This is a genomic window from Chromohalobacter canadensis (genome assembly GCF_029544075.1).
Lineage (GTDB): Bacteria > Pseudomonadota > Gammaproteobacteria > Pseudomonadales > Halomonadaceae > Chromohalobacter > Chromohalobacter canadensis_A.
On the sequence record NZ_JAJQJH010000003.1, the window covers coordinates 21850 to 45917 of the forward strand.

At 60.4% G+C, this 24068-nt stretch carries 20 protein-coding genes; 15 read left to right on the forward strand and 5 right to left on the reverse strand.

All coding sequences use genetic code 11. From position 1 onward, the window contains the following. Positions 1 to 2 precede the first annotated feature (2 nt). The 14 genes from cheA (at position 3) to LUN51_RS06205 (ending at position 17342) form a co-directional block, all read left to right on the forward strand. Complete coding sequence (gene cheA, locus LUN51_RS06140) at positions 3 to 2180, forward strand: chemotaxis protein CheA (protein WP_277810554.1); 2178 nt, start codon at positions 3 to 5, stop codon at positions 2178 to 2180. Next, positions 2177 to 2671 (forward strand): chemotaxis protein CheW, encoded by a 495-nt coding sequence (locus LUN51_RS06145; RefSeq protein WP_040241454.1) that lies wholly within the window; start codon positions 2177 to 2179, stop codon positions 2669 to 2671. The genes cheA and LUN51_RS06145 overlap by 4 nt, the downstream gene beginning before the upstream one ends. Positions 2672 to 2740: 69 nt before the next feature. Beyond that, complete coding sequence (locus tag LUN51_RS06150; RefSeq protein WP_277810555.1) at positions 2741 to 4957, forward strand: methyl-accepting chemotaxis protein; 2217 nt, start codon at positions 2741 to 2743, stop codon at positions 4955 to 4957. Then, the gene (locus LUN51_RS06155) at positions 4954 to 5826 is read left to right on the forward strand and encodes a CheR family methyltransferase (RefSeq protein ID WP_040241451.1); all 873 of its coding nucleotides are present in this window, start codon (positions 4954 to 4956) and stop codon (positions 5824 to 5826) included. The genes LUN51_RS06150 and LUN51_RS06155 overlap by 4 nt, the downstream gene beginning before the upstream one ends. A 97-nt stretch (positions 5827 to 5923) precedes the next feature. Then, the gene (locus LUN51_RS06160) at positions 5924 to 6988 is read left to right on the forward strand and encodes a protein-glutamate methylesterase/protein-glutamine glutaminase (protein WP_075369674.1); all 1065 of its coding nucleotides are present in this window, start codon (positions 5924 to 5926) and stop codon (positions 6986 to 6988) included. 76 nt (positions 6989 to 7064) lie between these two features. Beyond that, positions 7065 to 8771 carry a methyl-accepting chemotaxis protein gene (locus LUN51_RS06165; RefSeq protein ID WP_277810556.1) on the forward strand — a complete coding sequence of 569 codons (1707 nt, stop codon included), beginning with the start codon at positions 7065 to 7067 and terminating at the stop codon, positions 8769 to 8771. Positions 8772 to 8885: 114 nt separating this feature from the next. Beyond that, positions 8886 to 9275: a chemotaxis response regulator CheY gene (gene cheY, locus LUN51_RS06170; protein WP_075369676.1), complete on the forward strand. Its 390-nt coding sequence runs from the start codon at positions 8886 to 8888 to the stop codon at positions 9273 to 9275. Positions 9276 to 9297: 22 nt separating this feature from the next. Further along, the gene (cheZ, locus tag LUN51_RS06175; protein WP_261507178.1) at positions 9298 to 9987 is read left to right on the forward strand and encodes a protein phosphatase CheZ; all 690 of its coding nucleotides are present in this window, start codon (positions 9298 to 9300) and stop codon (positions 9985 to 9987) included. A gap of 199 nt (positions 9988 to 10186) precedes the next feature. Continuing rightward, the gene (gene flhB, locus LUN51_RS06180; RefSeq protein WP_261507176.1) at positions 10187 to 11356 is read left to right on the forward strand and encodes a flagellar biosynthesis protein FlhB; all 1170 of its coding nucleotides are present in this window, start codon (positions 10187 to 10189) and stop codon (positions 11354 to 11356) included. Then, positions 11353 to 13437 (forward strand): flagellar biosynthesis protein FlhA, encoded by a 2085-nt coding sequence (flhA, locus tag LUN51_RS06185; RefSeq protein ID WP_277810557.1) that lies wholly within the window; start codon positions 11353 to 11355, stop codon positions 13435 to 13437. The genes flhB and flhA overlap by 4 nt, the downstream gene beginning before the upstream one ends. After that, entirely contained in the window at positions 13434 to 15635 is a 2202-nt protein-coding gene (gene flhF, locus LUN51_RS06190) for a flagellar biosynthesis protein FlhF (RefSeq protein ID WP_277810558.1), read from the forward strand. Before flhA ends, flhF begins: the two co-directional genes overlap by 4 nt. Positions 15636 to 15642: 7 nt before the next feature. Continuing rightward, positions 15643 to 16080 carry a hypothetical protein gene (locus LUN51_RS06195; protein ID WP_277810559.1) on the forward strand — a complete coding sequence of 146 codons (438 nt, stop codon included), beginning with the start codon at positions 15643 to 15645 and terminating at the stop codon, positions 16078 to 16080. Continuing rightward, positions 16077 to 16508 (forward strand): flagellar protein FlhE, encoded by a 432-nt coding sequence (locus tag LUN51_RS06200; RefSeq protein ID WP_277810560.1) that lies wholly within the window; start codon positions 16077 to 16079, stop codon positions 16506 to 16508. The genes LUN51_RS06195 and LUN51_RS06200 overlap by 4 nt, the downstream gene beginning before the upstream one ends. A gap of 135 nt (positions 16509 to 16643) precedes the next feature. Further along, positions 16644 to 17342, forward strand: a complete 699-nt coding sequence (locus LUN51_RS06205) for an RNA polymerase sigma factor FliA (RefSeq protein ID WP_097024068.1) — start codon at positions 16644 to 16646, stop codon at positions 17340 to 17342. 3 nt (positions 17343 to 17345) lie between these two features. Here LUN51_RS06205 and LUN51_RS06210 read toward each other — a convergent pair whose 3' ends face one another. The 5 genes from LUN51_RS06210 to LUN51_RS06230 form a co-directional block, all read right to left on the reverse strand. Beyond that, the gene (locus LUN51_RS06210; RefSeq protein WP_277810770.1) at positions 17346 to 18416 is read right to left on the reverse strand and encodes a sensor domain-containing diguanylate cyclase; all 1071 of its coding nucleotides are present in this window, start codon (positions 18414 to 18416) and stop codon (positions 17346 to 17348) included. After that, positions 18334 to 19071, reverse strand: a complete 738-nt coding sequence (locus tag LUN51_RS06215) for a GAF domain-containing protein (protein WP_277810561.1) — start codon at positions 19069 to 19071, stop codon at positions 18334 to 18336. The genes LUN51_RS06210 and LUN51_RS06215 overlap by 83 nt, the downstream gene beginning before the upstream one ends. A gap of 121 nt (positions 19072 to 19192) precedes the next feature. After that, positions 19193 to 19762, reverse strand: a complete 570-nt coding sequence (locus LUN51_RS06220) for a PqiC family protein (protein ID WP_277810562.1) — start codon at positions 19760 to 19762, stop codon at positions 19193 to 19195. A gap of 74 nt (positions 19763 to 19836) precedes the next feature. Beyond that, on the reverse strand, positions 19837 to 21480 hold the full coding sequence (pqiB, locus tag LUN51_RS06225) for an intermembrane transport protein PqiB (RefSeq protein WP_261507164.1): 1644 nt from the start codon (positions 21478 to 21480) through the stop codon (positions 19837 to 19839). After that, on the reverse strand, positions 21473 to 22855 hold the full coding sequence (locus tag LUN51_RS06230) for a PqiA/YebS family transporter subunit (protein WP_431355563.1): 1383 nt from the start codon (positions 22853 to 22855) through the stop codon (positions 21473 to 21475). Before LUN51_RS06230 ends, pqiB begins: the two co-directional genes overlap by 8 nt. Before the next feature lie 235 nt (positions 22856 to 23090). Between LUN51_RS06230 and LUN51_RS06235 the strand changes: the two genes are divergently transcribed. Beyond that, positions 23091 to 24065 (forward strand): calcium/sodium antiporter, encoded by a 975-nt coding sequence (locus tag LUN51_RS06235; RefSeq protein WP_277810563.1) that lies wholly within the window; start codon positions 23091 to 23093, stop codon positions 24063 to 24065. The last annotated feature ends 3 nt before the right edge of the window (positions 24066 to 24068 follow it).

Below are 24068 nucleotides of genomic sequence, written 5' to 3' on the forward strand. Positions count from 1 at the left end.
GCATGGATATAACAGAATTCTACGAGACCTTTTTCGAAGAGGCCGAAGAGCTACTGGGCGACATGGAGCGCCACCTGCTCGAGCTGGATCTCGACGAGCCGGATCCGGAGCAACTCAACGCCATTTTTCGTGCCGCGCATTCGATCAAGGGTGGCGCGGGCACCTTCGGATTCAGCGTGCTGCAAGAAACCACGCACATGCTCGAAAATCTGCTGGATTATGCCAGGCAGGGCGAGCTCATCTTGCGCACGGATATTGTCGACCTCTTTCTGGAAACCAAGGATATGCTTCACGACCAGCTTGATGCCTACCGCAATGGCGCCGAACCGGATCCGGAAGCCTATGCCCGCATTTGTCAGACGCTGAAAAAGCTAGCGCTGGAGGAGCTGGGGCATGGTGTGGGTAGCGAGCCCGAGGCCGACATCGCGCCCTCTGAGCAGGTGGCGGATGAAGCCGAAAACTCGGGTGCCGGGAGTACGGTTGGCGAGGGCGCGTCGGAGCATCAGGCACAGGAAAGTCAGGCCGCCGACGCCGATAGCGGCTGGTTGCGTGTCGTGCTTTTGAACGTATCCGACAAGGACCTTGAACTCCTTGTTGAGGAACTCGGAAACCTGGGCACCGTGAAAGAGCAGCACGGGGATGCCAAGCGTTATGAAGTGGTGCTGGAAAGCGCCTCGAGCCGCGACGATATCGAAGCAGTGATGTGCTTCATCGTCGAGCCTGAGCAACTAGACATCGCTGCGATCGCTGCCCCGACCGAAACGACACAGGAAGTTGCCGAGGCTGTCTCGGTGCCTACCGTGTCGCAGGGCGATGCATCGGCATCCGAGGCGCCCCCTGCCGAGCAGGCGAAGGCTCCCGCAGAAAAAGCACCGGCCCAGGCAGCGACCGACGACAAACCTGTGAATACGACGCCAGGGAACAAGGGCGGCGGTGCCAAGAAAAAGGCGGGCGGGGAATCGGCGACGATTCGCGTGCCGGTGGAAAAGGTCGATCAGATCATCAACCTTGTCGGTGAGCTGATCATTACCCAGTCCATGCTCGATCAAACCGCCAGTGAACTCGACGTGGCCGCGCATGGGCCGCTGGTCAATGGCATGAACCTGCTACAGCGCAACGCGCGTGACTTGCAGGAGTCGGTGATGTCGATCCGCATGGTGCCGATGGACTACGTGTTCAGTCGCTTTCCTCGCTTGGTGCGCGATCTTACCGGCAAGCTGGGCAAGGACATCGAGCTGGTCACTGAGGGCAAGTCCACTGAGCTCGACAAGAGCCTGACCGAGCGCATCATCGATCCTTTGACGCACCTCGTGCGCAATAGCCTCGACCATGGCATCGAGATGCCTGATGCGCGCGAGGCCGCCGGCAAACCGCGCACCGGCACACTGACGCTTTCCGCCCAACACCAGGGTGGCAACATCCTCATCGAAGTGAAGGACGATGGCGGCGGTCTCAACCGCGACAAGATCCTCGCCAAGGCGGCCCATAACGGGCTGACCGTTTCCGACAGCATGAGCGACGACGAGGTTTGGCAACTTATCTTCGCGGCGGGTTTTTCGACTGCCGATCAGGTCAGCGACGTCTCCGGTCGTGGCGTGGGCATGGATGTCGTCAAGCGCAATATCCAGGCCATGGGCGGCCACGTCGAGATTCAGTCCTGGCCCGGGAAAGGCACCACGACCCGCGTGGTATTGCCGCTGACTCTGGCCATCCTCGATGGCATGTCGATCAAGAGTGGGCCGGAAATCTTCATCCTGCCGCTCTCGGCAGTGCTCGAGTCACTACAGCCCAGTAACGATGATATCTACTCAATGGCGGGCAACGACAAGTTGCTCAAGGTGCGCGACGAGTACCTACCGCTGATCGCCTTGCACGATATCCTGCACATCGACGGCTCCGAGCAAGACCCGACCCAATGTATCGCGGTCATCCTGCAGGCCGAAGGGCGGCGCTATGCCTTGTTGGTCGACGATCTCGTCGGTCAGCAACAAGTGGTGGTCAAGAACCTCGAAACCAACTACCGCAAGGTGCCGGCTATCTCCGCAGCGACGATTCTCGGGGATGGCAGCGTGGCGCTGATTCTCGACGTCGCCGATGTCAACCGCTTGCACCGTCAGCGTGCCAATTCCCCCAAGCACGCCGAACTAACCGCATCACGCCAGGAGGACGTAGTTTCATGAGTGACATGACCCAGGCCGCCGAAGCGGCTATCGATACGCAAAGCCAGGAATACCTGGTGTTCTCGCTGGGTAGCGAGGAATACGCCGTCGATATCCTGAAAGTGCAGGAAATCCGTGGCTACGAAAACGTGACGCGCATCGCCAATGCCCCCGATTTCATCAAAGGTGTGACCAATTTGCGTGGCGTGATCGTGCCGATCGTCGATCTTCGCATCAAGTTCCATCTCGATAAGATCGAATACGAAGGACAGACCGTGGTGATCGTGGTCAACGTCGCCGACCGGATCGTGGGCATCGTGGTTGATGGGGTATCCGATGTCATGACGCTTACCTCCGACCAGATCAAGCCCGCGCCCGAGTTCGGTGAGACGTTATCCGCCGATTATCTCAGTGGCCTGGGCAGTCTTGAGGACCGCATGCTGGTCATCGTCGATATCGAGAAACTGCTGACCAGCGAGGAAATGGCATTGGTCGAGCAACAAGCACAATAACGCTGTCGCGAGGCGTCACGAGAAAACGCCAACGCCAACCAATAAAAACGAACACCAGGGAACCGTATCATGCGCAATAACCAGCCCGTTACTCAGCGCGAGCATGAGCTCTCGGATGAAGATTACCTGTTGTCCCGCACCAATTTGAAAGGGGTCGTCACCTACGCGAATCCGGCTTTCGTCGAGATCAGCGGCTTTAGCTATGAAGAGCTCGTGGGGGCGCCACACAATCTCGTACGTCATCCGGACATGCCGCCGGCGGCGTTCGAAAACCTTTGGGTCACTCTGAAGAAGGGAGAGATCTGGAGCGGGGTGATTAAGAACCGTTGCAAGAATGGTGATTTTTATTGGGTACATGCCACCGTGACGCCGATTTTCGAAGGCGGCGAGATCGTTGGCTATACCTCGGTGCGCGTCAAACCCACTGCCAAGGCCCGCGCCGATGCGGAGCGCACCTATGCGGCCATGTCGGCGGGCAAGCGTCGTGGGGTCAAGCTCGAGCGTGGCCAGATTCAGCATACCGGTGTCTTGGCTCGCCTCAAGGGCCTCAAGCTCAACACCTTCAAGGGCCGTCTAGTGACCATGATCGTCGCGGCGGTACTGATGCTGGCGGTCAGCAGTGTCCTATCCATGGTCAGCTTGCAGCGCGCCGGTGACAAGCTGCAGGCACTGTCCGAGCAGGGTCTGGAAGACGTCGCCCGTTTGCAGCAAATCGATCAATTGATGTCCAGCGGTCGAAACCTGGTCGACAAGCCCGTGAGCAACCCAATGTCGGGTGACATGGAGGCGGTAACGGCCGAGGCCGAAGGACTGATGACCAGGCTTTCCGAAACCTGGAGCGCGTATTACGACGGTCGTCCTGCCAATCATAGTGACGCCGCAGAAAGCTTCGATGCCTCCGTCCAGCGTTACTTGGACGATGGGTTGCGGGTGGTGTTGGATACCCTTAATTCTGGCGACTTCTATGAAGCTTATGTGGCCTACAACGATATTCTGGAAGGCGAACGTGATGAGGTTAGCGATCAGCTCAATAGCCTGGTCGCTGAAAAGCGCAACGATGCCATGAGCATGGCCCAAGAAGCGGCCGAGACGCAGCATGACATGCTGCTGTGGCAGGCAGGTGTCTTCATCTTCGGGCTCGTCATGCTGGTGGTGCTGGGGATCATTACGGTGCGCTCGACGCTGCGTCCGGTGCGCGAGGCCCTGGACTTTTCGCTACAGATTGCGGCCGGCAACCTCGGCGCCAGCCTCAAAGGCGGCAAGCAAGATGAAATTGGGCGCCTCACCCAGGCGCTGGATACCATGCGTCGCAGCCTTGGCAATATCGTCAAGGAGGTCAACGAAAACGTGGGCGTTGTGACACCGGCGACCCGTAACATTGCCGAAGGCAACGAAGATCTTTCTTCGCGGACCGAGCAGCAAGCCGCATCGCTTGCCCAGACGGCTTCCAGCATGGAAGAAATGACCGCCACCGTGAAACAGAACGCCGACAATGCGCGTCAGGCCAGCCAGCTCTCGAGCACGGCGAGCGAAACAGTACGGCAGAGCGGCGAGGTCATGGGGCAAGTGGTCAGCACCATGGGGCGCATCCGCGATAGTTCGCATGAAATGTCCGACATTATCGGGATGATCGACTCGATTGCCTTTCAGACCAATATCCTGGCCTTGAACGCTTCCGTCGAAGCCGCCCGCGCGGGTGAGCAGGGGCGTGGTTTCGCCGTCGTCGCCGGCGAGGTACGCAATTTGGCGAGTCGCAGTGCCCAGGCATCAAAGGAAATTCGTGCACTGATCGATAACTCCACGAAGGAGGTCGAAGGCGGTACCGATCTGGTACGCAAGGCCGAGGGCAGCATCGAAGAGGTCGTCAATTCGGTCACGCGTGTCAACGACATCATGAATGAGATCACTGCGGCGTCCGACGAACAGAGCAGCGGCATCGAGCAGATCAATCAGGCCATCACACAGATGGACGATGTCACTCAGCAGAATGCCCACCGCGTACAGCAGACGGCTTCGGTCGCTGCGGATCTCGAGTCCAGCGTCAACGAGCTGTCGCGCTCCGTGGCTGTCTTCCGCCTGGCCGGCAGTGGTGTCGAGACGGTGCGTCGCAACAAGAATTCGGCGAGTCTCGCCAAGCCGCAGGCATCCACAAGTTCTGGTGGCGATAAGCAGGCAACGTCACATTCAGCGCAGCGTCAGGAGACCTCGCTCGTGTCTCGGCGTCAGGAGTCGCAGGAGGCGGGCGCTCACCAGGCATCACATGAAGAAGAGTGGGAGTCCTTTTGAGCGAATTTCGCCAGTCTCCTGCGCCGCAGGAAGAACATCCTAGCTTGTTCGGAAGCGCCGATCGGGATCTGGAATTCACGGAGGCGGATTTCGATAAGATACGCACGCTCATTTATAAGCGCGCCGGCCTTGTGCTGGCGTCGCACAAGCGTGAGATGGCCTACAGCCGCTTGGCAAAGCGGTTGCGGCTGCACGGTATGCGCCGCTTCAGCGATTATCTGGCGCGTCTGGACCAGCATCCTGAGTCGCCAGAGTGGGAGGCATTCACCAACGCGCTGACGACGAACTTGACGTCTTTTTTCCGCGAGTCGCATCACTTCTCGCTGCTCGCGGAGCACGTTAAGCAAGCGACATCTCCCGTGCGTATCTGGTGTGCTGCGGCGTCGACGGGGGAAGAACCCTACTCATTGGCGATCACTCTGAGCGAGGCGCTGGGTAGCCGGGCCTCTCAGGCGCAGATCCTGGCTACCGATATCGATACTGACGCGCTGGACAAGGCGCGCAAGGGGATCTATGCGCTGGACCAGCTGGAGAAGGTTTCCGAAGCATGCCGTCGGCAGTTTTTCCTGCGGGGCAGTGGTGCACGCGCGGGGATGGCGAAGATTCGTCCCGAACTGGCCTCGATGATTGATTTTCAACCACTCAACCTGACTTCGGGCAGTTGGGCGGCGAAGGGACCATTCGATGCCATCTTTTGTCGTAACGTAATGATTTATTTCGATAAAGAAACACAGGCGCGCATTTTGGAGCGTTTCGCTCCGCTATTGAAATCCAATGGTCTGTTATTTACCGGCCATTCGGAAAATTTCTCCTACCTGACCGAGCGCTTCAAGCTGCGGGGGCAGACCGTGTACGAATTATCGCGCTGACCCTTCAGTGTTCATGCAACCGGCCGATAGATCATGCATATCGGTTCGCCGTGCCCGGTAGTGCGTCGGCGGTTTTCATGCGTAAGGAGTGGTGGCGTTGTCCTCGAACAAGATCAAGGTGCTATGTGTCGATGATTCGGCGCTGATTCGCGACCTGATGAGCAAGATCATCGATAGTCAGCCGGATATGGAGGTCGTTGCCACGGCGCCCGATCCCCTGGTGGCCAGGGATCTGATCAAACGGACCAATCCCGACGTGTTGACCCTGGATGTGGAAATGCCGCGCATGGACGGTCTCGATTTCCTCGAGCGTTTGATGCGTTTGCGTCCCATGCCGGTGCTGATGGTGTCCTCGCTGACCCAGAAGGGCTCAGAAATCACCCTGCGTGCCCTGGAACTCGGTGCGGTCGATTTCGTCGCCAAGCCGGAAATGGGCATCCGCGAAGGCATGCTTGAATACACTCAGATGATCGCCGACATGATCCGCGCGGCAGCACGCTCGCGTCCCAAAGCCGTGGCCAAGCAACCGCCGGCGAAGGATCAGGCACCGCTAAAGGCGCCGATCCTCTCGAGTGAGAAAATCATTATCATCGGGGCCTCGACGGGCGGCACCGAAGCCATCCGCCATGTGCTGGAGCCTCTACCAGCCAATAGCCCGGCGATCCTGGTAACCCAGCACATGCCGGGCGGCTTTACTAAATCCTTCGCGGAACGTCTCGACAAGCTATGCCGCATCTCGGTCAAGGAAGCGATGGATGGCGAGCGTGTTCTGCCTGGCCACGTCTATATCGCGCCGGGAGACTGGCACATGAAGCTTGCCCGTTCGGGGGCCAACTATGTCATTCGCCTGGATGATTCGCCGCCGGTCAATCGACATCGCCCGTCGGTGGATGTGTTGTTTCATTCCGCCGCGCAAAGCGCGGGGCGCAACGCCATCGGTGTGATTCTCACCGGCATGGGCAAAGACGGTGCAGCGGGCCTGCTCGAGATGCATCAGGCAGGCGCCTATACGATTGCCCAAGACGAAGAGAGCTGCGTGGTGTTCGGCATGCCGCGCGAAGCGGTCATCCTCGGTGGTGCTGCCGATACCATTGCACTTTCCGATATCCCTGCTGCTTTGATGAAACGCGCCGAAGCCTCGGGGCGCGCACAGCGGGTGTAAGACGCACGAACGAATTCGAAGAACAAGAAACGACTCATCATCTCAATCTATGCCAGGGAACTTGTCAGGAGACGACATGGGAAAAATACTCAACGACCTTTCGGTCAGGGCTAGCCTGACAATTGCGCTGACTATCATGGTCGTGATGATTGCGGTCATCAGCGCATTGGGGTTCTACTCCAACCAAAAAAGTGCCGAGACACTGGATACCATCGGTACTATTGGTTTCGAACAGACCAATACCGTCAACCGTGCCACCATGAACCTGATACGCGCGCGCGGTCTGCTGGCCAGTTACCGCAATGCGTTAGAGGCCGGGGATACCCAGCGTGAACAACAGCTTCAAGACGAGATCGAGGCTGCGATTCAAAACGCTAGCGCGCGCATCAGCCAGTTCGAAGACGTTGCCAAGACCGATACCGGTGAAGAATATGCGGCTCGTATCGGCGATGCCTTTGCTGCCTTTCACGAAGAGGTCGAACTAGAATTGAACGCCGGTCAGGATGCCGTGCGCACCGAGCAAGATCAGCGTATCAACCCGATGATGAATGCTCTCGACGATAGTGTGCGCGACTTCATCCAGTACGCCGAGACACGCGTCGACGACTCCATCGTGGCAGATGCGGATAACAGCCAGTTGATGGAAATCCTGTCGATCGTGCTGCTGATTCTCGCTGTCATCGTGGCGCTTCTGGTACGCATGGTGTTGGTCAAGTCCGTGGTCAAGCCATTGGACGAAGCGGTCGAGCATTGCGAGCACATCGCCAAGGGCGATCTCTCTCATCGCATCGCCGAACGTGGCAAAAACGAGATCGGGCGCTTGTTCGCCGCCATGCGCGACATGCAAAGCGGGCTGGTGGGGACGGTCACCTCCGTGCGTGAAGCCAGTGGCTCGATTCATGGTGGGGCCCGCGAAATTGCGTCGGGCAATGCCGACCTGTCCTCGCGGACCGAGCAGCAGGCCGCCTCGCTCGAGGAAACTGCCTCGAGCATGGAAGAGCTGACCTCTACCGTGCGTCAGAATGCCGACAATGCGCGGCAGGCGAGTGCCCTGGCCAGCGATGCCTCGAGCACTGCCGGGCGCGGCGGCGATGTCATGCAGGAAGTCACCACGACCATGCAGGGCATCACCGAAAGTTCCAAGCAGATCTCCGATATCATCGGCATGATCGATTCGATCGCCTTCCAGACCAACATTCTGGCGTTGAACGCCTCGGTCGAGGCAGCGCGTGCCGGTGAGCAGGGGCGTGGCTTTGCGGTGGTCGCTAGCGAAGTGCGTAACCTGGCCAGCCGCAGCGCCGAGGCCGCCAAGGAAATCAAGGGCTTGATTCATACCTCGACCACTCAGATCGAGCAGGGCTCCGAGCTGGTGGGCAACGCCGAAACCACGATGCGCGATGTCGTTCAGGCGGTGAAACGCGTCAGTGACATCATGGATGAGATCTCCGCAGCATCGCAGGAACAGAGCGATGGCATCGAGCAGGTCAGCCAGGCCGTGACGCAGATGGATCAGGTGACTCAGCAGAACGCTTCTCTCGTCCAGGAAGCATCGAGCGCGTCTGCGTCTCTGGAAGAGCAGGCGCAGCGCTTGGAAGATGTCGTCACCACTTTCCGTTTGCCGGGTGGCGCGTCACACCAGGCATTGCCGGGGGCACGTGCGCAGGCGACCAGATCGACGGCGTCCGCACCCACCACGACGTCCAAGTCTTCAGCGCAGGCGCATCATGCACCGTCGAAACGCACCTCTACGGCGCACGAAGAAAACGAGTGGGAAGAATTCTAGGCTCTTTTTGAAAAGAGCCTAAGCCATGCCGCCGAGGGGCGTGTTAAATGCGCCCCTTCAGAGCACCAGCTCGCGCAGTGAATGATTAGCCAGATTGAATGAATCGGAGGATGTATGGCAGATAAGAATATGAGCATTCTGGTCGTGGATGATTTCCCGACCATGCGGCGCATAGTGCGCAGTTTGCTCAAAGAACTGGGCTTCAATAACGTCGATGAAGCAGAAGACGGCCAGGAAGCGCTCAATAAGCTGCGTGCCGGTGGCTTCGAGTTCGTGGTCTCTGACTGGAACATGCCCAATCTCGATGGCCTCTCGATGCTCAAGGAGATCCGTCAGGACGATGCTCTGTCGGAACTGCCGGTGTTGATGGTCACAGCGGAAGCCAAGAAGGAAAATATCATCGCCGCCGCACAGGCCGGGGCGAATGGGTATGTCGTGAAGCCGTTCACCGCTGCGACGCTGGAAGAGAAGCTGGACAAGATTTTCGAGAAACTGGGCAAGTAAGTTCGCACGAGGAGGGCAGGCCATGAGCGGTGAAACGCAGCCGGAGAACAGTGCGGATGGCATCCCCGCTGACGATCTGATTCACAAGATCGGCAAGATGACGCGGATGCTCCACGAAAGCATGCGCGAGCTGGGGCTGGACAAGGAGATCGAAAAGGCGGCCGAAGCGATTCCCGACGCGCGGGATCGTCTTAGTTATGTCGCGGACATGACTGAGCAAGCGGCGGAGCGGTCTCTGAACGCCATTGATCAGGCACAGCCGATGCAAGAGCGTATGGAGTCGGGGGCCGAGAAGCTTGATCAACGCTGGGAAGAATGGTTCGCCGCGCCTGTCGAACTCGACGACGCGAAGGAGTTGGTAAAGGATACGCGTGACTTCCTGCGTGATGTGCCGATCCAGACCAAGGCAACCAATGCGCAGCTGCTAGAAATCATGATGGCCCAGGATTTCCAGGATCTGACTGGTCAGGTCATCAAGAAAATGATGGATGTCATTCGTGAGATCGAGCAGCAACTGGTGCAAGTGCTGATCGATACCGCTCCTGAGAGCCATGACAAGGAAGAGCTGCAGCAACTGGCTGACGAGCGTTCGCGTAAATCTCAGAAGGGCGATGATGATCTGCTCAACGGGCCGCAAGTCAAGCCCGAAGGCACCGATGTCGTCAATAACCAAGACCAGGTCGATGACCTCCTCGATAGCCTGGGCTTCTGATCCCTCCCTGCGCTGCCGGTGCTCCCCGGCAGCGTTTCAGCCTCACGTCCCCTGAATAGCATGGCTAAGTAGTCGCTATTCCAGTGATCGGCTATCCCGCGTTCCCGAGAAAATAGCCCGCATTCGATGAATGCGGTTGTTCGGCGCCTTGGTATCTGCCTTGGCGAAGGGTTTCTAGCGCCACGACGTCAGAGGGCCCATGGCCGAGGGTAGCGATAGCGACGAGGAAAAGACTGAAGACCCGACACCTCGACGACTCGACAAGGCGAAGGAAGACGGTGAGGTTGCGCGCTCGCGCGAACTGACCACCTTCATGCTATTGGCGGCGGGGGTGATGGCGCTATGGTCGCTGGGTGGCCACCTCTACGAGAGTTTAGGGGGGGTCATGGAGCAGTCATTCATGTTTTCACGCGCTGAAGCGTTCGATACCGCCGTACTGATGTCGCATGTCTGGGCGTTGGGCAAAAACACGCTGGTGTCCTTGTTGCCGTTGTTCCTCATCGTATCGGTCGTCGCGCTGGCAGCACCGGTAATGCTGGGTGGCTGGCTGCTGACGGCAAAGTCGTTGCAGCCCCAAATGTCCAAGCTCAATCCCTTGAAAGGATTGAAGCGCATGTTTTCATCGCAGGCGGTAGCGGAATTGGGCAAGGCCGTTGCCAAGTCGACGCTGGTGGGCGGTGTCGCCGTGATCTTTCTATGGTGGCATCGCGGCGACCTTCTGGGCTTGATGAACTTGCCGTTGAGCGAAGCTCTAGCGCGGGGTATGGAACTCGCCGCGCTGTGCCTGGCTTTCTGCGTAGCGACACTCATCGTGGTGGTGCTGATCGACGTGCCTTTCCAGTTGTGGAGCTTTACCAAGAAGCTCCGCATGACCAAGGACGAGATCAAGAAAGAGCACAAGGAAAGCGAGGGCGACCCCCAAGTGAAGGCTCGCATGCGAGCCCAGCAGCAATCCATGGCACGGCGGCGGATGATGGCCAAGGTGCCGGATGCGGATGTCATCGTGACCAACCCCACGCATTATGCTGTGGCGCTGATGTACGAGGGGAGCCAGATGGAAGCGCCGCGCGTCGTGGCCAAAGGGGCGGATATGGTCGCCACGCGCATTCGCGAGCTGGGCGAGGCGCATGGCGTGCCCTTGCTGGAGGCGCCGCCGTTGGCGCGTGCCCTGAACCAGCATGTGGACATCGATCAAGAAGTCCCCGCGAATCTGTATACCGCCGTGGCGGAGGTGCTGGCTTGGGCCTACCGCTTGAAACGTGTGCGCGAGGAAGGGGGTGACTGGCCGCAAACGCCAAATGACCTCCCCGTGCCCGACGAGTTAGATCCGTCTAGGCAAAACGTTGCCGATGCCAAGGACACACCATGAATGCGTTGAGTCAATTATGGGGCCGTCGCGAGTGGCTGAGCGATACCCGTTTAAAGGTCCTGGCTGGGCCCATATTGATCATCATGATCCTGTCCATGATGATCTTGCCGTTACCGGCGTTCGTATTGGACCTTCTGTTCACCTTCAACATTACCCTGGCCATCATGGTGCTGCTGGTCAGCATGTTTACGCAGAAGCCCCTCGATTTCGCGGCCTTCCCGGCGGTCTTGTTGTTTTCGACCCTATTGCGGTTGTCACTCAATGTGGCCTCCACGCGGGTGGTCCTGCTGGAAGGGCACGAAGGTGGCGATGCGGCCGGCAAGGTGATCGAGGCCTTCGGTGCCTTCTTGATCGGCGGTAACTTCGCTGTCGGCCTGGTCGTATTCATGATCCTGGTGGTGATCAACTTCATGGTTATCACCAAGGGTGCCGGCCGTATCGCCGAGGTCGGCGCACGCTTCACCCTGGACGCCATGCCCGGCAAGCAGATGGCCATCGATGCCGACCTCAACGCCGGCTTGATCGGTGAGGACGAAGCGCGGGCGCGGCGTCAGGAAACCTCTCAGGAAGCCGATTTCTACGGTTCCATGGACGGGGCCAGCAAGTTCGTGCGCGGTGATGCCATCGCCGGCATCATCATCATGATGATCAATTTGATCGGTGGTCTGGCGATCGGCATGGCGCAACATAGCCTGAGCTTTTCCGAAGCTGCCCATACCTATACCTTGCTGACCATCGGCGACGGGCTGGTGGCACAGATTCCGGCGCTGGTGATCTCGACTGCGGCGGGTGTCACCGTCTCGCGCGTCAACACCGATCAGGATGTCGGTCAGCAACTGATCAGCCAGCTCTTCAACAACCCGCAGGTCCTGATGCTGGCCGCAGGCGTCATGGGGCTGCTGGGTCTCGTGCCGGGGATGCCCAACCTGGTCTTCTTGCTGTTTACCGCGTTGCTCGGAGGGTTGGCGTGGTGGATGTGGCGTCGCAACCAGCAACAAGTCACCGAAGAGGCCTCTCCCCAGACACCGCCTCCTCAGCCCGAAGTGCCGGAGGCGAGCTGGGACGATGTGCAGCTCGTCGATACCTTGGGCCTCGAAGTCGGCCACCGTCTGATACCGCTCGTCGACCATCGCCAGAAGGGTGAGTTGCTGGGGCGTATCAAGAGCGTGCGCAAGAAATTCGCCCAGGATGTCGGCTTTTTGCCACCGGTGGTACACATCCGCGACAATCTCGAACTGGGGCCTTCGACCTATATCATCACGCTCAAGGGCGTCGAAGTAGGCCGCGCCGATGCGCATCCGGGACAATGGCTGGCCATCGACCCGGGGCAGGTATCGGGCAAGGTGGAAGGTACGCCGACCCAGGATCCCGCCTTTGGTCTGCCCGCCGTATGGATCGACGCCGCGCAGCGGGAACGCGCCCAGGTCTACGGCTATACCGTGGTCGACGCGAGTACCGTGGTGGCCACGCATCTCAACCACCTGTTGCATCGCCACGCCAATGACATGCTGGGGCGCCAGGAAGTACAGCAATTGCTCGACAAGATCGCCGCCGAGAACAAGTCTCTGGTCGAAGACGTGGTGCCCAAGCTGCTGACCCTGACCGCGATGCAGCGCATTCTACAGAACCTGCTCGCTGAGGAAGTCTCGATTCGCGATATGCGTACCATCCTCGATACGCTGGCCGAGCATGCGCCACAGCAAGCCGATCCCCATGAGTTGACCGCCATGGTGCGTGTGGCGCTGGGACGCTCGATTACCCAGCAGTGGTTCCCAGGGGACCAGGAGATGCATGTCATCGGCTTGGAAGCCAATCTCGAACAAGTTCTCACTCAGGCACTGAGCAATGGCGGTGGCCTGGAGCCTGGACTGGCCGACACCCTCATGGAGCAGTCGATGGCCGCCGTGGAGCGTCAGGAAGCGCGTGGCGAGCCGACGGTGCTGGTCGTCCAGCACGGTCTGCGTGCGTTGCTGGCCCGCTTCCTACGCCGCCGCATTACCCATCTAGTGGTGATGTCCAATGCCGAAATCCCCGATGACCGCACCTTGCGTGTCACCGCTACCGTCGGAGCCCGTTCATGAGCGTGATGCGTTTCCTCGGTGCTACCAGTCGCGATGCGATGCGACAGGTACGAGACGCGCTGGGGGATGATGCCCTGATCCTCTCCAACCGGCGCATGGATGACGGCGTCGAGGTCGTGGCCGTGGCCGAAGAGGCCCAGTCGTCAATGGTCGAGCAGGCCGAAGACGTGGCCGTGCCCGCGCAGGCTGGTACACCTTCCGCCGATGCGTCGCCCGCTCCGGGTCAGGATCGCCTGTACGCTGAAATGCAGGCCATGCGCGAACTGTTGATGTCGCATATTTCCGAGACACCTCGCCCGCGCAACGCCCGCCCCGGAGTGCGCGGGGTCTTGCGTCAGCGCTTGATCACCGCCGGCTTCAGCGCCCGTCTGGTACGCGAAATGCTCGAGACGCTGCCCGACGAACTCGCCGATGTCGATGCCGATGATCCGCGTTTGCTGGCCTGGAGCCGGCGTCAACTGGAGACCCGTCTCGAGGTGCTCGATGACGAGGCGACGATGCTCGAGGAGGGGGGAGTATTCGCCCTGGTGGGGCCGACCGGCGTGGGCAAGACCACCACCACCGCCAAGTTTGCGGCGCGTTACGTGATGCGCTTCGGCGGGGATGACGTGGCCCTGGTAACCACCGACGATTATCGTATCGGTGCGCATGAACAGTTGCGTATCTATGCCCGGCTGCTGGGTGTCGATGTGCATGCTGTACACCATGAAGATGACCTCGAAGGCTTGCTGTCGCGCCTTGAAGGCAAGCGCATGGTGATCGTCGATACCGTGGGCATGAGCCAGCGCGATCAACGCGTGACGGGGCAGATCGCGCGACTCGGCGGTGCCGCCCGGCCAGTGCGGCGTCTTTTGCTGCTGAATGCGGCCAGCCACGGCGATACGCTCGAAGAGGTTGTCGAGACCTATCAGCGAGCCTCGCGGGACGCCGGTGCGCCGCTTTATGGTTGCCTGTTGACCAAGGTCGATGAAGCGCCACGCCTGGGGGCCGCGCTGGATGTCGTGATGCGCCATCGGCTGCGCCTTTATTACGTCTTGCATGGTCAGCGCGTGCCCGAAGACATTCGCCTGGCCGAAGCGCCAGCATTATTGGACGAAGCGCTGGCGGTGGGGCAAGGCTCGCCGTTCACCTTCGATGAAGGTGTGCTCACCGAGATGTTGCGGCCCACGGCCTCCGGACAGGGCCTGCAAGCACTATCGCGGGATCTCTTGGCACAGCGCGATCAACTGGCGCGGGTGATGGAAACGCTGCAGCGCAGCGTACCGGGGGTGTCCTGGCTCGATGCCGCGTGGCGCCGTCGCGAGTCGCCACCTGCCATCCAGCAAACCTGGCTCGAAGAGCATTTGGCACCACCGTCGATGATCAAGGCATGGCATGGCGCCGAGGCGACCGGCCTGTGCTGGTCGGGAGGGAAGCCACGGGGAATGGACTGGGCGGCGCCGATGATACCGTTGGATGCCAACGGCGATGTCTTGCCGTTGGCCTGGCCTCTTCACCGTTGGCCGCCCTCGGATACGCAACGCCTGACCCTGGCGCGTCGTCATTTGGGCAGTCATTGGCATGTGTTCGCGCGGGTGCCCGATGCCGACGTCAGGCAACAGTTGCGCGAGTCGGACAGCCCCTGGCTGGCACGCACGCGGGTGCAGCAGCGCGTCTGGCATGCCGGTGAACGTCTGGCGATAGGCGAGCTGGTCGATCTAGCCGAACCCTGTGGCCAGCACACCTGCCGCCTGCGTGGCCGTGCGCGACGCGTGACGTTGTCGCGTTTGCCCGTGGCCTTGGCCGAGACCGATGCTGACAACCTGCAACTGTGGATTGCGACGAGTCATGATTCCGAGAGCGGGCGTCGGCGGGGTGTCTATCACTGGCTGGGACATGGAGGCGATGCGCTGGATATCGACATGCGCGCTTTCGTTTATCGCCAGCTCGAACAGGACGATCTGTCGCGGTTGATGCGCTCGGCGTGGCAACAGTTGGGGGCGTCGGCACCTCTGGATTGCGAGCTACGCGTCTACCTGGCAGCGCAACTGGCAGCTCTGGCGCTACGTATGGACTTGAGCGAGGACGGCTGGGCGGTGGATACGCGCCCGGTGGTGAAACGTCTCGCTGGTGAGCGAAAGCGGCGCAGCCCAGATACCCTGCTGCACGGGTTGATGCACTTGCTGACGGCGCATGCGGCGCTCTCACAGGCGGCTTGAGGTGACGATGAGTGATCAAGCGGCGGGATTGCGCGCCTATGCGAATCAGCGGCGCGACAAGGCGGCTCTGGTGACGATCGGTCATCCGACTCCTCAGGCAGTGACGGCGACCTGTGAACGCCTTGCGTCACTCAGTGGCCTTGCCTGGGAGACCCTGCCACTCGCCGTCGGCGAAGTCACCACTGCTCAGCGTTCCTCGCCGCATTGGGGTATCTGGGTTGCCGCCGGCGCAGAAGGCCTGCAGCGTGCTTATCGCGAACTCAAGCAATGGTCGCAGCGCGAACGCTTGCCACGTCTGCTGGTGATACGCGATCCAGCCAGCGGGGGGGATATGCCGCTTGGCAACTTGGTGGACACGGCACGCCGCTTCCTTGCAGTCGAACTTGTCGTCGACCCCGCCGAGTGGCTGGCGCAGACGCGACCATCAAGCGAGCGCCGGTCGTGAAATCCCTTGGCTGCATCCTGGCATTGCTGGCGGCGTTAGGCGCCACGCTGAGCATGGCGCCGTTCGCTCATGCCGTCGAGGCCGGCAGTTGGGCGGTGACATTGCCGCGTGGGCCGCTGCTGACGACACCGGGGCGTGACGAGCGAACAGCGCCCCTTCGTCCGCCCGCGTCTCACACGGTCGACGACGGCCGTATCACGCGGGTGTCCTGGCGTTACGCCACGAAAGAACCGAGCGATGTGCGGGCGTGGCTGTGCCATCCGCGTCGCTGTGTCGAAATGGCGACTCGTCGCGGGGGCACACAGGCCTTGGAGGGCCTTTCTGCCGAAGGGCCCTTTGTACTGCGCTTTCGGCGAGCCACCTCCCGGAACGCGCCGCGTGCAAGCGTGCGCATCGAGGATTTGCAACTGATCGTGAATTACCGCTGAGAAGAGGCGGTGAAGGCGAATTCGGGAAAAGGCTCATCAAGCGGGGGTTATTCCGGCCTTGGCTGGCGGCCCGGAAGCTCGATAATGTCAGTGGCGTCGCGTCGAGCGTCGACCCGAACATCCGAGGCGATAGAGATGTATACGGCACAGGGCAAAATCGATCAACGCGCACTGCTGGAGCAATACATGCCGCTCGTACGGCGTCATGCGCTGGCATTGCAGGTACGCTTACCGGCCAGTGTCGAGCTCGATGATTTGATTCAAGCCGGCATGGTGGGGTTACTCGACGCGCTGGAACGCTTCGATACCGCCCAAGGGGCGAGTTTTTCCACCTTCGCCAATCAGCGCGTGCGTGGCGCGATGATCGATGAGCTGCGCAGTCGCGACTGGATGCCACGTAGCGTGCGGCGTAGCGTGCGGGCACTGGATCAGGCGGTACACAAGCTCGAGCAGTCGTTGGGACGTTCCCCGGACGAGCGCGAGATCGCCAGTGCTCTGGATATGAGCGTCGAGGAATATCATCAGCTGCTGCTGGATGCCAATAACGGTTATCTGCTGGGCTTCGACGAGGTCGTATCCGAACTCGGTGAACCGCCGGCGGGAGAGACCGCGCCAGCGACTCCGCTCGATGCATTGCTCAAAGGCGATGCGCGCACCCATTTGGTCGAGGCCATCGAACAACTCCCCGAACGTGAAAAGCTATTGCTTGGGCTTTATTACCAGGAAGAGCTCAACCTCAAGGAAATCGGCGCCGTGCTCGGTGTCAGCGAATCGCGGGTATGCCAATTGCATAGCCAGGCGGTGGCACGTCTCAGAGGTAGGTTCGCGGCCTGAGGCTCATTCTTCCTCATCCGCGGCGGTGACGGGTAACGGCTGTAGCATGACCGTCCGGTTGCGACCGTATTCCTTGGCTTCGTAAAGCGCTGCGTCGGCACGCTCGAACATGGCCTCCGCGCTCAACGCCGGCTGATAATAGGTGGCGCCGATACTGATCGTCAGCGTCAATCGGCTGCCATCGGCGAGCCCGATAGGTGTCGCCGACACTGCATGCCGCATGCGCTCGGCGATATCTACGACGCGTGTGCCGGGGATCGCCATCAGGATGCAGAACTCTTCCCCACCGTAGCGTGCCACGGCATCGTCGTCGCGGAGTTGTTCGGCGAGACGGGCGGCAACGACTTTCAGCGCCTCATCGCCCAATTGATGCCCATGGGTATCGTTGATGTCCTTGAAATGGTCGATATCCGCGATCATCAACGCGAAGGGCTTGTCATGGCGTGCCTCGACCATGAACTCCTCGATGGCCTGTTCGAAGCCGAGTCGATTGAGCAATCCTGTCAGCGCATCCTGGCTGATCATTTCCTCGGCCTTGGCGAGCTTGCGCTTCACCGTATGCAGATGATCGAGGTAAGGGCGCCGGTCGCGTAACACCGCGATCAGTGAGGTGGCGTCGGTGTCCCGCATGGGCACCAGGGTGATCTCGACCGGTGTATCGTTATGCAGTGTCAGGTTGTGCCGCAGCGTGTCGCCTTGCTTGGCAAGATCCTGGCGGATGCGGCGCTGCAAAGCACGTCGATCGCTGGAAAGAAGCCACTGCGGCAATCGCGAGCCTTCGATGGCGCTACCTCGAGCGTCAATCAGGTGGCGCGCAGCAGTGTTCCATTCGTAGATATGCAAGCTCTCGAAATCGCACACCAGAACGCCGTCTGGCCAGCTATCGACCAGACTGCGCAAGCGTTGCAAGGCCCGGTGCGTGCTGACCAGCGTACTGCGGTCGCCGAGTTGAAGCGCCTCGAATCCCTGAAATGGGGGCAGGGAGTGGACTTCAAGTGGCACTTGCGTGTAAGGCGCCGTGGCGAAGTGATGTCCCTCGGGATGCGTGACGAGGTTGTTGAAGTCTGCCCCCACTACGCTGGGACCCTTGCCATTCAAGAGCTGCTGAGCGGCGGCATTGGCAATAATGCACGCGGCGGCGATCATCGAGCAGCACGATGCCTTCCGGCAAGTGATCGAGCAGTCGAGTATGGCGTTCGACCACGGCCTTGGCAGCCTCGTGTTGTTCGTCTATCTGACGCTGGTTGAGACGCAACGAGACCAGCCTGGCGAGATCGGTTAACCGTTGACGAGAAGGGGTGTCGAAGGCACGAGGTTGGGTGTCGAACAGGCATAGTGTGCCCAGTACATGCCCGTTCAGCGACAGAACCCTCTCGCCGGCAAAGGCGCGCAGAAACGGAGCGCCGGTCACCAGAGGATGCTTACGGAAAGCGGCGCTGCCATGAACGTCCTCGATGAAGAGCGCCGTATCATGATCCACGGTGAAGGCCGAGAAAGAATCCTCGCGTCGTGGCGGTGCGCCGAGATCACTCGAACGGGCCAGGCACCAGGTACGCTCGCGATCCACGACATTGATCATCACGCAGGGCATGTCGAAGAGCTCGCCGATCATGTGCACCAGACGGTCGAGCTCGGGATCCCGGGTAGCCTCATACATACCCAGACGGCTTAACGCGGCGATGCGCTCGGCTTCCTCGGCGTCGGCTTCCGGTATCCGTGAGAAGGTCATGGGAAAAGTATCTCATGGTAACAATGGCGGAAGCGATGATGGGGGCCGGGCCGGGTGAGTACAAGGATCATCGCGCTATAACCGCAGGTATGTTTATAACGCGGCGCACCACCAGGTCGTGTCAGTTCGTCTCCGCCGTGACGGCTACTTCTACCAGGGTATCGGCCAAGCGATCGCCGAGGGTACTCCAAGCCGCGCCCAGCGCCCTTACCAGCGCAGGATAGCCATCGTCTTCCAGCGGGCGCTCGATCTCAAAGGACTCGTGCGACAGTGTACGGTCATTGTCGTCACGGATGCGCCACTGGCCGCCGACCACGGCCATGCCGTCGTCGCGACCCTGGAAGCGGTCGACGTCGAGCTGGACATGCAGCGCCGGTGTGGGCGCCTCGGCGGACTGACCGCGACGCAGCACGTCGGCGTTGGGCAATGCCTGGCCGAGATGCTGGCGCATGCGTTCCTGCAACTGGCGATCTAAGGGTTCGGCCCATAGATGGTGGCGCGCCTGATGAATGCGAATGTCGTCGAGTTGCATGATGATGCCGTCGTCCTTCAGGTAGCTAGCCATGCGCGGCGGTGCGAGCGAGACGCTGCCCCTGAAGTCGCCGGCGACATCGGCGCTTTGCGTTTGACTGGGGAGTGTATAGCGGGACTGGTCGATACTCTGTCCGGCACAGCCGACCAGCATCGACATGAAAACTCCCAGCCCGGTGGCGAGAAGCCATGCCGGACGTTTCGGGCGTCGCATATGAGTGAAGGTCATCTCGATCATTGGCGTGGGGCCCTTGGTTGCGGATCTGGGGCGTCTTCGCTGTCGAAGATCAGAGCGTTGGGCTTCTCGCTTAGCGTGCGCGCCACAGGCTGCAGGTCGCGCATCAACGACTCGAGCCGCGAGAGCGTATCGTTGAGTTCACGATAACCCTGCGAGTCGGGGGAGAAACCATCCAACGTATCGCGGGTCTGGCGCAGGGTTTCGTTGAGATTGCCGGGCAGCTTGCGCGTGGCCGGGTCGTCGAGCAGCGCGTCCACCGAGTCGGCGATCTCGTTGACTTGCTGCATCGTGTTTTGCGTGGTCGCCAGCGTCTCGTTCAGTGAGTCGAGGACGGGCTCGATCTGCACGTCGTTGAGCTTGTCGAGCAGGTTCGAGACCTTTTCTTCGATCTGCGCGAGGCTGCCGGTGGTGGTCGGGAAGACCTTCTTGCCCTCGAACGTGAGCGGTTCGTAAGGCTCGGGATCGTCGTGGAAGTTCAAGTCCACGAAAAGCGCCCCGGTCAGCAGGTTACCTCGTTTGAGAGTCGCCCGCAGGCCGTTCTCGAACATGCCCTGGAGGCGCGCACGCCATTCATCGGCATCGAAATCCTGCATGGTGTTGTCGAAGCGCTGCGGCTCGATGCGAATCAATACGGGAATCGCAAAGCGGTCCAGGGCGTTGGGCTGCGGTGCCGCGAAACGCCATGGCACGGTTTCCACGGTACCGACGCGCACGCCGCGATATTCAACCGGGTCGCCGTGGCTCAGCCCGCGCACGGTATCGTCGACCAGTAGCACATAGTCGAGATAACGATCGAAGGTCCCTTCACGGGCGCTTTCCTCGTCGCCAAACAATTGATAGGTCGTCTCCGATTCGGCGGGCTGACCCATCTCCACGTCCTCGGGGACCCCGAAGGTCACGCCGCCGCCGATGAGCGATTCCATTGACCCGATATTGACCCGGAAGCCCTGCGAGTTCAGGCGCAGGTCGACCCCCGAGGATACCCAGAAGCGTGTGGTGTCGGTGACCAGCACATCATATGGCGACTGAATATAGAGGCGGTGACGCATTTCCTTCTCGTCGGGATCGAATTCGGTGTCTTCCACGCGTCCCACCGTGAAGCCTTGATAGGTGATCGGGTCGCCGGCGCTCAGTGAGCTGCCCACCTGGCTGACCAGGTTGATGCGGATTCCCGGGGCATCGGGGGGTGCGACCGGGGGCTGGTCGAGCACATCGAAGTCGCGTTGGGGCTCATCGCCGTGACCGGGCAGCAATTGAATGTAGGCGCCTGACAGTACGGTCCCCAGGCCGCTGATGCCTTCGCGATCGATGCGTGGCTTGACCACCCAGAAACGCGCATCGTCATTGAGCATGCGTTCGGTATCGGGCTGCATTCGCGCGGTGATGACGGTATGCGACATGTCGTCGGAGAGCGTTACTTCCTCGACGCGGCCGACCTCGACATTGCGTGTCTTGATCAACGTCTTGCCGGCTTCGATGCCTTCTGCGTTTTCCATTTGCAGCGTAATCGTGGGGCCGAGGCCGGAAAGATTGTCGTAAAGCATCCATAAGCCGATGAGGACTGCCACCAAAGGTACGATCCAGATCGGCGAGAGGCGTCGGCGATGTTGGCGTGTCGCGCGCTGTGGAGCTTCAGGCATCGTCGGATTCCTTGCGTGATGAAACGGTAGCGATACGTCGTGGCAGGCGGACGCGCCATGCGCGTCGAGGACGCTGAGGAAGATCGTCCCAGATCATACGGGGGTCGAAACTGTGGGCCGCCAACATGGTAATGATCACGACGCTGGCGAAGGAGAGGGCAGCAGGCCCAGGTTCGACCGAGATCAACTCGCCCGCACGGATCAGCGCAACGAGGATGGCGACCACGAACACATCCACCATCGACCAGCGGCCGATGAATTCGGTGATGCGATAGAGGCGCACACGGGTAACGTTGCTAAGCGGCTCACCGCGGTGGCGTACTGCGTAGCACAACCAGCCGAGCGCGAGAATCTTGCCGATGGGCACCACCACGCTGGCGGTGAAAATGATGACTGCGATGGGGATATCGCCGTGCTGCAGAAACAACATGACACCGCCGATGATGGTCGAGGGCGAGGTGTTGCCGAGCGAGGTTGTGCTCATGATCGGGTAAAGGTTCGCCGGGATATACATCACCACCGCAGCGAGCAGCAAGGCCAGCGTGCGCTGGCGGCTACCAGGTGTTCGCGCGTGGAGCGTTTCCCCGCAACGTCGACAGCGCCCACGCCCCTGCGCATCGAGACGATTGACCAGCCCACAGGTCGCGCATCCGCTCAAGCCTTGCGGTGTCGCGGGCTCACCCGAGCGGGCGCCTTCCGGGGCCAAGGGCTCGCTGGCTAGCGCGAACCACATCCAGTCGGTGTCGATGGACTGGGTGGTGAGTAGCAATAGCAGGGCGTAGGCGCAAAACGTCCAGAATGAGAGCCCCAGGCTGACATCGGCCATTCCTGCGACCTTGATGAGACTGACCAGCGCGGCGATGACGAAGACATCGGCCATCATCCACGGTGTCAAGTGTTTCAGAGCGCGGGCGATGCCACGTGAATAGGGAAGGACGCGGCGCCCGAGAAGTCCCAGCGAGAGCCAGATGACGCTAAAAAGGTAGACCGTGGGCAGGATGATTACGGTCAGCAGCACGCAAATCGCCACCAGCGGTTCATGGAAGCCGACCAGTGTCGAGGCGGTCTCGGTCAGCTCGATGCGGTTGGTGACGCCGCGCGCCTCGAAACTGATGAAGGGAAAAGCCACCGATAGCGTTAGCATGATCAAGGCGGCGACGGCGAGCGCCAGGCTACGCTCGGCAGGCTTGTCGTGACGCGTGGCCAGCGTATGTTCGCAACGCGGGCAGTCAGCCTTTTCTCTCGGCCGCAAGGGCGGTAGCGCCACTAGCAAATCGCATTCGTGACAGGCACGCAGACGTCGCCTTGAGTGGCGCGTCGTCGCCACGTCGCATGGCGAGTGATGAGGCGCTTGTGACGAAACGTTCTCTGCCAAACTCAGTCTCGCTCATAGGTTTGTGGTGCCGAATGATGCATGCACTATAGCAATTCGGTGCGACGATATTCCGACAGACTTTTGCCTGAAAAAATCAGGAGCGCGAACAGCGTACATTCACGAGCGTATGTTTGTCAGTAGCGTGCTCGGTGGATTGCGTTAGAATAGCGCGGCTTCGCGATAACATGCATGACACGACGACATTCAAGGACAACGACATTCAAGGAGAAGTATCGTGCTAATGGCCATCATTGCCGTAGCGTTGGGATTGGCGGTCCTGGTATGGAGCGCCGATCGATTCGTCGATGGTGCAGCGGCGACCTCGCGCCACCTGGGGTTACCGCCGCTGTTGATCGGTATGGTCATCATCGGCTTTGGCACCTCGGCGCCGGAATTGATGGTCTCAGGGCTTTCCGCCTGGCAAGGCAATCCCGGTCTCGCACTGGGTAACGCCTATGGCTCCAACATTGCCAATATCGGCTTGATCGTGGGCCTGGTGGCATTGCTCAGCCCGCTGACGATGCACTCCCAAGTGCTGCGTCAGGAGTTGCCACTATTGATGCTGGTGACGGTGGCATCGCTATGGTGCCTGCAGGACGGCGACATCTCGCGTTGGGACGCCGTATTGCTGTTGGCGATGCTGGCGGCGTTTCTGACCTATAGCGTCATGCGTGGACGCCAGAAGGGAAGCGACGCGCTAGCTGACAATACGACGGCTAATCTTGATGCTCAGGAGATGACACTCAAGCGTGCAATCACCTGGACCCTGGTGGGTCTGGTCATGCTGATCGCCAGTTCACGTTTGTTGGTGTGGGGTGCAGTGGATATTGCCTCGGCATTCGGGGTCAGCGATCTGATCATCGGCTTGACGGTGGTCGCCATCGGGACCTCGCTACCCGAGCTTGCCTCCTCAATCAGCGCGGTGCGCAAGAACGAGCATGATCTTGTCATCGGGAACGTGGTGGGTTCCAACCTCTTCAACACCCTCGCCGTGGTCGGGTTAGCGGGCATCATTGATCCGATCAATGTAGATAGTGCGGTACTCGTGCGGGATTGGCCGGTCATGGCAGGCCTGACCCTGGCGCTGACTGTGTTTGGCATCGGCTGGAAGGGCCAGGGGCGCATCAACCGTCTGGAAGCGGCCTTGTTATTGGCGACGTTTATCGCTTATACGGCATGGTTGGTCATGTCGGTCATCGGTGGGCGCTAGGTG